Source organism: Adlercreutzia shanghongiae (assembly GCF_035830635.1).
GTDB lineage: Bacteria > Actinomycetota > Coriobacteriia > Coriobacteriales > Eggerthellaceae > Adlercreutzia > Adlercreutzia shanghongiae.
Genome location: NZ_JAYMFI010000003.1, coordinates 373,095 through 384,921, shown reverse-complemented (window position 1 = coordinate 384,921; position 11,827 = coordinate 373,095). Strand labels below are relative to the sequence as shown.

The window sequence follows — 11,827 nt, the reverse complement described above, 5'->3', positions numbered from 1 at the left end:
GATCGCGAGCCCCGCGCTGGCGGCCTACCCGCGCGTCACGCTGCTGTACGCCGCCCGCAACGAAAAGGAGAACGAGGCCGTCGTGCTCGCCCAATGGCTTCCCCAGCACGAGTAGAGAACAGGCAATCCCCCAGTATTGAGCAGAGTAGATCGAGAGCGGCCCGGGGTGTCCCGCGCGCAGGTGCGAAAGCGTTCGGAACAGTCCAGTGGACTGTTCCGCCGAGCGAGCCATTGCTTGAGCACGGGACACCCCGGGCCGCTCTCGACCGGACAGACGCCTTAATCCGAGATGGGCAGGGCGCGTGCGGGCGATTGGGGCGAGCTGACAGCCTAATCCGCGATAGGCAGGTTCGTCACTTCCGCCTCCAAGGGCAGCGGCACATCGTCGGCCTCGGCCTGGGCAGCCAGGCCGCCGTCCCACGCCTCTTCCTTACCCGGCAGCACGATATTCAGCACAATGCCCACGATAGAGCCCACGGCCAGGCCCGACAACGCCACGGTCACGCCGCCCACCTCGAAGGTGATGGCGCCGGCCGCGCTGTAGGCGATGCCGAGCGACAGCACCAGGATAAGCGCCGTGATGAGCACGTTGCGGCTGGCCATGAAGTCCACGTGGTTCTCCACCAGATTGCGGATGCCCACCGCTGAGATCATGCCATAGAGCACGAGCGACACGCCGCCGATAACACAGGCCGGCATGCAGGAGATGACCGCCGCGAACTTCGGACAGAACGAGAACAGGATGGCGAAACAGGCCGCGATGCGCACCACGCGCGGGTCGAAGACGCGGGTCAGCGCCAGCACGCCGGTGTTCTCGCCGTAGGTGGTGTTGGCCGGGGCGCCGAAGAGCGACGCCAGCATAGTGGCCAGACCGTCGCCCAGCAGCGTGCGGTGCAGACCCGGCTCGGCGATGAAGTTGCGGTTGCAGGTGGAGCTGATGGCCGACATGTCGCCGATATGCTCGATGATGGTGGCGAAGGCCAGCGGCATGATGGTGATGATGGCGGTAATGGCCAGGCCGGCGTCGAATTGCGGGCCGAACAGCGCGAACACCGTGTTGTCCCAGAGCACAGGCAGGCCCACCCACGAGGCCTCGGCCACGGGCGTGAAGTCCACGAGCCCCACTACGGCGGCCACCACGTAAGAGCCGATGACGCCGAGCAGGATGGGGATGATGCGGATCATGCCGCGGCCCCAGATGTTGCTGATGACGATGATGGCGATGGCCACGAGCGCCACCGGCCAGTTAGTCTCGCAGTTCGCGATGGCCGACGAGGCCAGGATGAGCCCGATGCAGATGACGATGGGGCCGGTGACCACGGGCGGGAAGAAGCGCATGATGCGCCGCGGCCCGAACACCTTGAACAGCGCCGAGATGACGAGGTACAGAAGGCCCGCGCAGGCAACGCCCAAGCACGCGTAGGGCAGAAGATGCGCCTCGCCGTTGGGGGCTATGGCCGCGTACCCGGCGATGAACGCGAAGGACGAGCCGAGGAACGCCGGCACCTTCCCCTTCGAGAGGAAGTGGAACAGCAGGGTGCCGAGGCCGGCAAACAAAAGGGTTGCCGAAACCGACAACCCTGTGAGCGTAGGCACGAGAATGGTTGCGCCGAACATGGCGAACATGTGCTGGATGCCGAAGACGGTCATCTTCGGGGCGCCCAGTTTTCGGGCATCGTAGACGGCATCGGGGGCATCGGCGGCGCCCATGGTGGGCACGGTTTTGGTATCGCTCACGGAAAACCTCTCATCGTTGCGGCGGACAGATGGCCGCCCGCAAGCCCGCGCTCCGTTCGGGCTGCCGCGCGCGCCGTGCATCAGCCCGAATGCGGCCGCCCTGCGAGCCGACCTCGCCTATTATGGCACGGCCCCCGCCGCCATCCCGTTTCGCCTCCGCGAGGGGCTGAAACACCCCGCAAGCTGCTGAGCGTTCGCACAAAACGGGCTCGGTCCCGCGAATTGCTTGGAAATCGACGGTTAGCGTAGTCTGGCCGCGGCTCACCCGGCCTCAGACCCAGCGTTTTCCCAGGTGAGTTCTTCACAATTCGCGCGGCGACACCGACTGCACTACGATAACCGTCGATTTCCAAGCAAAAGGCCGCCTCCGAGGAGACGGCCTCTTCGTCAGCTCCGGAAACGAAGGTTAAGGCAATCGTTTCGGATAGCGAGAAAGGCGAATGCAACAGCAGGCACGGCGCATCAGCAGGACCGACACGGCGCGCACCGCGCTGGCCGAGCCAGCGCGACGCCCCGCCGCGCTAGTCGAACTGGCGCAGCGCCGTACCGAGGCGCGCCAGGCCTTCGCGCAGCACCGGCTCGGGCGCGCAGTAGCCCAAGCGCGCGCCGCCCGGCAGCTCGAAGCGGCTCCCCGGAACCAAAAGCACGCCCTGCTCCTTCAGAAGCTTGATGCAGAACTCCTCGTCGTCCAGGGGAATGTCCCACTGGATGTAGGCCACCGAAACGCCCTTGGGCGCCTGCCACGTCACGCGGGGCTCGTTGTCGATCCACTCCTGGGCGATGCCCAGGTTGCGGAAGACGATCTCGCGGTTGCGCTCGAGCACCGCCTCGCGATTGCGCAGGATGTAGGTGGCCAGCGCGTCGTTGAACTCGCCGCAGCAGATCATGGTGTAGTCGCGGTACACGCGAAACTTGTCGGCCAGCTCACGGTTAGAAACCGTCCAGCCCACCCGCGCGCCGGGCACCGAGTAGGTCTTCGAGATGGAGTTCGTCACCACGGCGCGGTCGTACAGGTCGGCCATGGACCAGAAGTTCTCCGTGTTCTCCAGCGGCAGGTACACCTCGTCGGAGAGCACGTAGGCACCCACCGACTGCGCGATTTCCACGATCTGCTCCAGCATCTCGCGATTGAGCACCGCACCGAGCGGGTTCGACGCGTTGTTGATGCAGATGAGCTTCGTATCCGGGCGCACAAGAGCCTTCAACTCCTCGATGGAAGGATTCCAGCCGTTCTCCTCCCGCAGGTGCCAGTACTCCACCTCGGCGCCCAGAGTGCGGGGGATCTCGTAAAGCGGCTGGTAGGTGGGGTATTCCGCAATCACATGATCGCCCGGCTCCACCAGCTGCATGAGCGCCATGAGGTTAGCGCCTGTGGTGCCGTTGGTCTGCAGGATGCAGTCGGGGTCGATCTCGGTGCGATAGAGCTTCGCCACCTCGGCCTTGAACTCAGGCGAGCCCTCGATCCAGCCGTAGTTCATCTTCTCGCGATTCAGCCGCTCGTAGAACGTGGCGCCCTCCTGGCCGTCCAAGGCGAGAATCTCGCCCATGGACAGGGAGGCAATGGTCGACTGCGCGATATCGTAGGTCGCACTCTTCTCCCAAACGTTCAGCCAATCTTCAACACCAATAGTCTTAATGTCCATAACTTACTCCTTTGCGCCGTTGAAGGTCCCCTGGGGCGAGACCGCGCGGCATTCTGATTCGCTCAGACAGTCCTCGCTTTGGAGAACAGGACATTGAGTCCTGTTCTCGTCGCTGCGGAACTCGCTCGGTCAGAACACCGCGCGTTCTCGCTTCGCTCAACCTTGGTTGAGAAGGCGCGAGGGGCGGGGTGTGTCCCCGCGCGCAGGTTGCTCAGCGAACGGAACAGTCCAGTGGACTGTTCCGCCGAGCGAGCCATTGCTTGAGCACGGGGATGCGCCCCGCCCCTCGCGCCGGACAGGCTTAGATAGAAATGACGCCCATGGCCAGAAGCACCAGGGACAGGACGCCGAGAGCGCTCACGATGGCCATGCACGCCTTCTCGCCGCCCGTGACGGCATGGCCGTAGTCGCGGCGCGCCTTCACGTAGATGATGAAGCCGGGAATGTAGCCCACGCAGGTGAGCAGCAAGAACGACCAGCCGTTGAACAGCACGCCGATCACCTGGAACGCCACAGCCACAAAGCCGATGGCGGCCTGCACCATGTTCTTGTTCTGCACGCCCCACTTCGCCTGATAGGCGGCCGCGAAGGCCCAGGTGATGACGATGGCCACCGTGCACATGGAGAACGCGAAGTCGTAGGCGTCGGCCGAGAACAGAAGCACGATGAGGAACACCTGGATGCAGGCGCCCACCACGATGAGGCTGAACTGCGGCGCGCCCTTGGCATTCAGCTTGCCCCAGGAAGCGGGCAGCAGCTTGTAGTCGGCCATTTCCGAGGTGGTCTCGGCGGGCAGGATGGTGAAGGACAGCCACGAGCCCAGGATGGAGATGATGATGGCGATGGAGATGAACGGGCCACCCCAACCCGGCGCCATGGACTCGAACACGTAGAGCAGCGCGGGGTAATCGAGCGCGGCGATCTCGGTGTAGGGCATGTAGCCGAAGGGCAGCACCGAGGCGCCCACGTAAATGGCCATCAGGCAGAGGAAGCCGATGAGGGTGGCCTTCCCCACGTCGTTTTTGCGGGCTGCGCGGGCCGACACCACCGAGGCGCCCTCGACGCCCACGAAGCACCACATCATGATGATCATGCAGTTGAACACCTGGGTGCCCACGCCGCCGAGCTCCACCGCATCGGGGCCGTACTCGCCGGCGGCCACCGCGTTGTTGTACACGTTGCCCCAGAAGTCAGCGGTGAGGATGCCGGCGTTGAACAGGAAGATTCCGAACACGAGGGTGACGGCGATGGCGGCCACCTTGCACACCATGACGACGGCGTTCAGGGCAGCGGCACTTTCAACGCCGCGGATGACGAGGTAGGTGATGCCCCACATCACCAGCGACGCCACGATAATGCAGGGCACCGTGTTGCCCGGCAGAAAATCGGGGTAGAAGTACCCGATGGTGGACATCATCATGGTGGCGAAGGCCACGTTGCCGAGCCACGCCGACAGCCAGTAGCCCCAACCGGAGATGAACCCGGCCAGCGGCCCCCAGCCGGCATCGGCGTAGGAGAAAATGCCGTGCAGGTCGCTGCGCTTCTCGGTGAGGTTGTTCAGCGAGAACGCTAGGGCCAGGAAGCCCACGCCCACGATGAGCCAGCCGATGAGCACCGCGCCCGGTGACGCCACCTGGGCGAGCTGCCCCGTGATGGCGAACACGCCCGTGCCGATGCAGGAGCTGACGACCATGCCGATAAGGCCGATCAGCCCGATTCCCTTCGTACCCTCTTTCTCTTCCATGAGGTTTCCCTTCTCTCATGTCGCTGATAGGTACGGGCGGCGAGGGATGCCGCCCGCGATTCCCGCAGGCCCGCGCCAGCCGGTTGCGGGCCTCCCATAAGGCTTCCCGCTGAAACGGGAAGGAGTCGGCCCATGGCAGTGCGCCGACCACGGGCGACTATGGCAGCCCGCAGACGCAGCGTCGAGCCAGCAGCGAGGTGTACGCCTGGGAAGCAAGGGGATATATGAGCGGTAAAGTAAGGGATACATCTTGGATAAACCGCAGGTGAAGCGGCGGACACCGATACCTGGTGCCGACAACGCGCCCGGGTTGCGGTATCATGGTGCGCGCATGAGACGGATCTCGCAACGCAAAGGGGTATGCTGTGGAGTTCCTCACCTACTATTTCACCCTCGTGGTGCTGCTGGCAGGCGTCATGGCGGCGGCGTCCTGCTTCTCGGCGTTCCTCGTATCGCGCAAGCGCATCATGCTGCTCGCCTGCGGCGGTTTTCTCTGCGCGTTTTTCGACACGGCTTTCATGCTGCAAGACGACATCGCCGCGGCCCTATTCGGCCCCTCGCTCGACCCCGCCTATCTGCTGGGCCGCACGGTAGTCACCATCCTCATCGGCGGCGCAAGCCTCACCTTCTTCTGGCTCGTCGTCTGCGATTACGTGGATGAGCGGCGCCGGGCGCTCCACATTGCACCCGCCGTGGTGTTTCTCGCGGGCAGTTTCGCCCTGCTCCCCTTTGCCGGCGAGGGCCCCATGCGGTTCTGGTTCTACTCCATGCGCGCGTTCTACATCTGCTGGATGCTGCTGTTCGCCCTCGTCCGCTACTTGGGAACCACCGATCCCGTCGAACGCTGCCGCCTCGAACGCGGGCGCCCCGTGCTCGTCGCGGCGACGGCCCTCGTCGTCGGCATCATGGCGGAAGACGCGCTGTTCTTCGTGGCCCTACAAGTGGAGTTCGTATCCTTGGGGCCGGTGGCGCTTCAGGCCGAGCGCAACTACTTCGAGAACCTGCTCACGTTGGGCTGCGCCGCCTTCGCCTGCTTCTACGCGTTCCGCGCGCTCTCGCTGCGGTTCGACGCGCCGCCCACCGACGAGGGCGCGGGACGAGAGCGTTACATCGACGACAACCTACTCGCCTATGGCAACCGCTACGGCCTCACCGATCGCGAGCGCGAGGTGCTGCGCCTCATCCTGCTGGGGCGCGACAACCAGAACATCGCCTCCACGCTCACCATCGCCCTCTCAACGGTGAAGGTGTACGTGCACCGCATTCTGCAGAAGACCGAGCAGCCGGGGCGCCAGGCCCTCGTGCAGGACTTCTGGAAGAACGCCTAGCGCGCGACAGCACGACGAAAACCGACGCTTTCCGCCCAAAGGGGCGCCTCAGGGAATTAAATCGTAGGGCATTTCCCGCCTCACCAGGTAGAAGATGAGCAGCAGCGGAATGAGCCACGGCCACACCCACAGGGCCGCCACCAGCGTGGCGCTGCGGGCGACATAGAACAGCACGCGGTAGCCCGTTGTGCGCGGGTGCGTCTCGAAGGTCATGCGCACGAAGGAACCGCCCGGCGTGGAGCCATCGCGGAGCCACGGGATGACGAGCTCCACGAGAACGAGGGCCGCAAGGCCGCAGACGCCCATGACCGCCTCGGCCGTTTGAGTCGCCGTGAGCCCCGGCAGCTGCAGCGCCGTCGCGCCCGCCGCTTCCAGTCCGAGCGCCACCACCCCATAGGGCACCACGGTGGCGAACCCCACGATCATGAGGTCGATCCACAGGGCCACGCAGCGACGTACGAAACCCGGGCGATCGGTGGGCTCGGCATCGGCCAGCTGGCCCGGCGGCACCACGCGGGCCAGCAGACACGCGCAAAGCCAGCCGAGCGCCGCGCCCAGGGTGTTGGTGATGACGTCGTCCACATCGCAGCAGCGGTAGGCGTAGTCGTACAGGCCGAAGAATCCCGTGAGCTGGGCCGCCTCGATCAACATGGACGTGGCGCACCCCAGCAGCACTGCCGGCAGGAAGCGCAGGCGCAGAAGACGCCCGGCGATGAATCCGAGGGGCATGAAGAACACCACGTTGAACAGCAGCTGGAAAACTGCCCGCAGGCCGTCTTTCTGGATGTCGCCCACGAAGTTCAGCGGGTTGAAGTTGGGAGCGACGCCGTAAGTAATGCCCGGCCCCGCGTCTCCTGCGGGCAGCGGGTACAGCGTGAAGCACCCGAGGCCCAGCACGTAGAGCACGGCGAGGTAGGTGCCCGCGAACGAGCCGAAGCGCAGCCGACCGTCGCGGTGGTACAGGTAGGCCAAAATGGGCAGCGTCAGCACGAACGAGGCGAGCGGCCACAGAATGAGCGCCGCCGCGAAGTTGTCGGTATAGCTTCCCAAGAAGTGCTTGATGGCTCCCACAGCCGCTCCTTTCCTCTTTTGGCACCCAGCATAGCGGGACCGCGGATGTGTCGCAGCAAAGGTGACGGCAAAGTAAGGGAAGTGATTGGGGTCCGTAAGATGCCGTCGACGCAGGCGCCGTTTGCCCGCCTTCGAGGGTCGTGCTATGCTGGGTTCTTTCTCCGACCAGCTGAAACACACCAATGAGGAGAACCGTATGAACATCACCGTGTACTGCGGGTCGAACTTCGGCGACGACCCGCGTTTCGAAGAGGCCGCCCGCGCGCTGGGCGCCTGGATCGCCCGAGCCGGGCACACCCTCGTCTACGGCGGAAGCTCCGTGGGGCTTATGGGCGCCGTGTCGCGAGCAGCCATCGACGGCGGCGCACCCGTCATCGGCGTGGAGCCCGCGTTCTTCATCGAGGCCGGCGTGGCCCAGCACGACCTGACCGACCTCATCGTGTGCGAGACCATGGGCGAGCGCAAGGCCAAGATGATCGAGCTGGGGGATGTGTTCGTGGCGCTGCCCGGCGGAGTGGGCACCCTTGAGGAGATCTCCGAGATCATCACCCGCGTGCGGCTCGACCTGGGCCCGCACGAGTGCTTTCTGCTGAACATCGACGGCTTCTACGATCCCTTGGCCGCATTCCTGGCGTCCATGGTGGACCGCCGCTTCTTCGACCAGTGCGACCTGGACCGCTGCCTCTTCCCCCGTTCGGTGGAAGAGCTGGCCCAGCTGATAGCCACGGCCGACGAGCGCCCGCGCGCCCGTTGCGAGGGTCCGCTGTTGCAGAAGGGCTAGGACCGAGAGCCCATGCAGAGCGCCCCGCACGACAACCGCGCGGGGCATTTCGTTCTTTAGAAAACGAGCTTCGGACGCGTCCGTGCCGGCGCTTAACCGATCACTGTCAGGCGATACTGGGCCTTGCCCGCCTCCTTCGACTGGTACAGCGTGCTGTCGGCCACGGCGTACAGTTCCTCGAAGGGCATGGGCGGCGTGAGACAGCAGGCGGCGCCGATGCTGATGGAGGGCGCCGCATGAGCCGGCCGACGGCCTTCCGCGAGAGCGGCCTCGTCGGTGGCGCGCTGGGTGGCGAAGGGGCCGCGGGCCAGATGCTCCAAAACGCGGTCGGTGGCGGGGCCGGCCGCAAGACCCGGCGCGAAGATGAGAAACTCGTCGCCGCCCATGCGGGCCACCACGTCCTCCTTGCGCATGACCTGGGACAGGAAGGCGGCGAGCTCCTTCAACACAGCATCGCCCTCCAGGTGCCCGTAGGTATCGTTCACACCCTTGAAGTCGTCCACATCCACCGCGATGAGCGTGCACGGGCGGTCGTCGCTGGCGAGCAGCGTCTCGATGCGGTCGAGCGCCGCGGCGCGGTTATAGAGCCCCGTGAGGCTGTCGCGCTCGGCTTTGCGGCGGAACTGGCTCTCGCGCTGGGCGGCCTCGCTCGTATCCAGCAGGCGCCCCACATGGCGCACCGGACCGCCATCCTCGTCGTAGAGCACGACCGACTGGTAGCGGTACCACACCGGCTCACCGTCGGGGCCGGGCGTGGAGGTCTCGAAGTCGACGAGGGAGTTCTCGCCGATCTGCTCCATGAGCGGGGATAGGTCGTAGGAGGTGATGTTCAGGCTGCACGGCTTCTGGCAACGGCGGTGCACCACGAAGTCGGCCTGCTCGGGCGCGCGGCCGAAGCGACCCTCGAAGTCGCCGTACACGTGGGCCTCGCCGGTGGAGCACTCGATATCGAAGAGCACATCGTTGGAAAGTGCCGTAATGATTTCCAGGCGTTCATTGGCGCGGCGCAGCGCCTCCTTCTCGCGCACACGGTCGGTGGCGTCCATGAGCGTCACGTGGAACCAGCGCGTCCCGTCGGCGCTTTCCACCAAATGGCCCCAGTCGTCCACCCAGCGCACCTCGCCGTCGGCGCAGACGATACGGTAGCGCACGTAATCGCTGTCGCTGCGGGCCACCTGCTCGTCGATGGAAGTGCTCACCTGCTCCCAATCGTCGGGATGCACGATGCCCTTGAACGTGCCGCCCGTCAGCGCGCGGAACTGGGCCTCGTCGTCGCAGCCGAACAAGCGCGCGAGCCCCGAGCTCATGTGATCGATGGGCCCATCGCCCTCGACCTTGTAGCGGAACATGCCGCCGGGGAACTGGTCGAGAAAATCGCGACGAGCCGGCGAGACGTCGGCCGCAGAGGAGTCGGTCGCAGAGGCGCTTCCTGCCGTGGGGGCATCCGGCGAATCGCCCGGAGTTGTTGCGGGAGCGGACGGGCAGGCGGCCGCCTCCGCACCGGCGTATGACGAGACACCGTCGCTATCGGCGGGCTTTTCCTCCTTGCGAAACAAGCGGCTCCATGACACCATGCGGGCTCCCTCTTCCTCGGCGAACGCGCGCGCCGGCCAATCAGCGCCGGCAACGTACCGTAATTTTTTTATGATAGCACTTCATCGGCGAATTATTCGCTCAAAAGCGAACGCTGGGCAACCCGGACGACAGCCCAGGCGGCTATCCCCCGATGCGCGCGAGGAAGTGCGCGTAATCGATCTCGTTCTGGTCGGCGTAAGAATGGGCGAAGGCGGCCATGGCGCGGTCGAACTTCTCGGAGGTGCCGAGGTAGCCGGCAATAGCGCCGCGGTCACCGGTGCGAGCATGGGCGCGGGCGAGCGTCCAGGCGCACAGCTGGCTGTATATCTCCAGCTCATCGGCGCTCGCCTTCTCCAAATCGACCGACATCTTCCAATTCCACAGCTGGCGCACGTAGTAGTCGCGACGCACGCCGTCAAAGCCGGGGGCGCTCGTCCAGCCGAGAAGCACGCCGCTCGTGGCCTGCATGAGACGCTGGCCCTGCACCACGCGCTCGCCATGGGAGGCATAGGGGCTCGCGCTGCACCAGCGTTCGAGCACCGAGGCGTTCGCCTCCTTAATCTGCAGCACCAGCGGGTCGGCCACCTCCGTGCCCGTGAGCACGGCCACCCAACAGCGCGTGCCCACGCTGCCCACGCCCACTACTTTCTGGGCGATACCGAGCACGCGGTAGTTCTCAAGCAGCAGGCGATAGGTGGGCAGAAGCGCGCCGCGGTAGCCCTCCATGAGCGTCGCCAGCGCCTCCTTCACGCGCTCGGCGTTGTCCGGTGACAGGAAGCGGCACAGCGGCACGATTGCCGGTGGGTCGTACACCATTTCGGCCTGGCCGTCGCGCATGGTGACGAGCTTGTCGAAGGCGCGCTTATGGGTCTTGGAGAAGGCGCGCTTCAGGTCGGCAGCCACCTGGCGGCGATCGGCCTTGCTGACGTGGTCGGCCAGGCTTTCCAGCACATGCCCCACGTCGATGTAGGCGTTCCACACATCCAGCGCGCCCAGCTCGGCGAAGTACGCCATAGCTGCGCGGTAGCTCTCGGCCGTGAGGCGGGCAGTCTTGTCGCACCAATCGTCGCCGAAACCCCGATGCCGGCCGCAGATGGCCACAGACGCGACGAGGCGCTTCACATCCCACTCCCAGGGGGCGCGGGAGGTCTCGTCGAAGTCGTTCAGGTCGAAGACGAGGTTGCTCTCGGGCGAGCGGTAGCCGCCGAAGTTGGCGATATGGGCATCGCCGCAGGCCTGGACGACGATCCCCGTGTCGGGCAGCGTGGCCAGGTCGGCAGCCATGGAAGCAGCCGTGGCACGGTAGAACGCGAAGGGGTTGGCCGCCATGCGGCTGTGGCGCTCGGGAATCAGATCGGGCAGGCGGTCGGCGTCTTGGGCGAAGACGAGATCTAGGGCAGCGGCGCGATCTTGCTGAACTTCCCAGCGTCCGAGCTCGGTGCGGCTCACACGCTGGCGCGCCTCCTTGCCCCGGGCGCGCGCAATGGCATAGCCGGGGGCGCGGGGCGGCACGCGGTCTGCGCCCATGCGGTGCTGGGCCGCGGCGCGCGCGGCCTCCACCGCCGAGCGCCCCTTCGACGATGCGGGCTTCGCCGGCTTCTCCAGCGACTTGCGCAGTTTCTTCAACTTCTCGCTCATGCTGCCAGCAGCTCCTCCACACGCGAGGCGGGCACCGCTCCTACGATCTCGCCGACGGGCACGCCGTTGCAAAACAGCACCAGCGTCGGCACGCTCACCACGCCGAACGCCCAGGCGATATCGGGATAAGCAGCCGCATCCAGCTTCGCGAGGACCGCCTCGGGATGGCGCTCGGCCACCGCTTCCAGCACCGGCTCCATGGCCCGGCACGGGCCGCAGCCGGGGCTCCAAAAGTCCACGAGCACCACGCCAGACGCGTCGGTCACCCGGGCATCGAAGTTCTCTTTCGTCAGTTCCAGCATCGCGCCTC

9 protein-coding genes are annotated in these 11,827 nt (G+C 65.7%); 2 read left to right on the top strand and 7 right to left on the bottom strand.

From position 1 onward, the window contains the following. Positions 1-330 precede the first annotated feature (330 nt). From VJ923_RS03740 to VJ923_RS03730, 3 genes are all read right to left on the bottom strand, one after another. Positions 331-1,710, bottom strand: coding sequence for a uracil-xanthine permease family protein (locus tag VJ923_RS03740; protein WP_407651366.1), 1,380 nt, complete (start codon positions 1,708-1,710; stop codon positions 331-333). Between the two features lie 548 nt (positions 1,711-2,258). After that, positions 2,259-3,380: an aminotransferase gene (locus VJ923_RS03735; protein WP_326438676.1), complete on the bottom strand. Its 1,122-nt coding sequence runs from the start codon at positions 3,378-3,380 to the stop codon at positions 2,259-2,261. A 301-nt stretch (positions 3,381-3,681) separates the two neighbouring features. Next, positions 3,682-5,124: a basic amino acid/polyamine antiporter gene (locus tag VJ923_RS03730; protein WP_326438673.1), complete on the bottom strand. Its 1,443-nt coding sequence runs from the start codon at positions 5,122-5,124 to the stop codon at positions 3,682-3,684. 365 nt (positions 5,125-5,489) lie between these two features. Between VJ923_RS03730 and VJ923_RS03725 the strand changes: the two genes are divergently transcribed. Then, a complete protein-coding gene (locus VJ923_RS03725; RefSeq protein ID WP_326438671.1) occupies positions 5,490-6,452 on the top strand; it encodes a helix-turn-helix transcriptional regulator in 963 nt (320 codons plus the stop codon). 48 nt (positions 6,453-6,500) lie between these two features. Here VJ923_RS03725 and VJ923_RS03720 read toward each other — a convergent pair whose 3' ends face one another. Beyond that, positions 6,501-7,523 carry a VanZ family protein gene (locus VJ923_RS03720; protein WP_326438669.1) on the bottom strand — a complete coding sequence of 341 codons (1,023 nt, stop codon included), beginning with the start codon at positions 7,521-7,523 and terminating at the stop codon, positions 6,501-6,503. 145 nt (positions 7,524-7,668) lie between these two features. Between VJ923_RS03720 and VJ923_RS03715 the strand changes: the two genes are divergently transcribed. Then, positions 7,669-8,304, top strand: coding sequence for an LOG family protein (locus VJ923_RS03715; protein ID WP_326438667.1), 636 nt, complete (start codon positions 7,669-7,671; stop codon positions 8,302-8,304). Between the two features lie 92 nt (positions 8,305-8,396). On the opposite strand, the gene VJ923_RS03710 is transcribed toward VJ923_RS03715, so the two are convergent. From VJ923_RS03710 to VJ923_RS03700, 3 genes are all read right to left on the bottom strand, one after another. Further along, a complete protein-coding gene (locus VJ923_RS03710; RefSeq protein WP_326438665.1) occupies positions 8,397-9,878 on the bottom strand; it encodes a GGDEF domain-containing protein in 1,482 nt (493 codons plus the stop codon). A 142-nt stretch (positions 9,879-10,020) separates the two neighbouring features. Beyond that, entirely contained in the window at positions 10,021-11,517 is a 1,497-nt protein-coding gene (locus VJ923_RS03705; protein WP_326438663.1) for a DUF2252 domain-containing protein, read from the bottom strand. After that, positions 11,514-11,819 (bottom strand): thioredoxin family protein, encoded by a 306-nt coding sequence (locus tag VJ923_RS03700; protein ID WP_326438661.1) that lies wholly within the window; start codon positions 11,817-11,819, stop codon positions 11,514-11,516. The genes VJ923_RS03705 and VJ923_RS03700 overlap by 4 nt, the downstream gene beginning before the upstream one ends. Positions 11,820-11,827 lie beyond the last annotated feature (8 nt).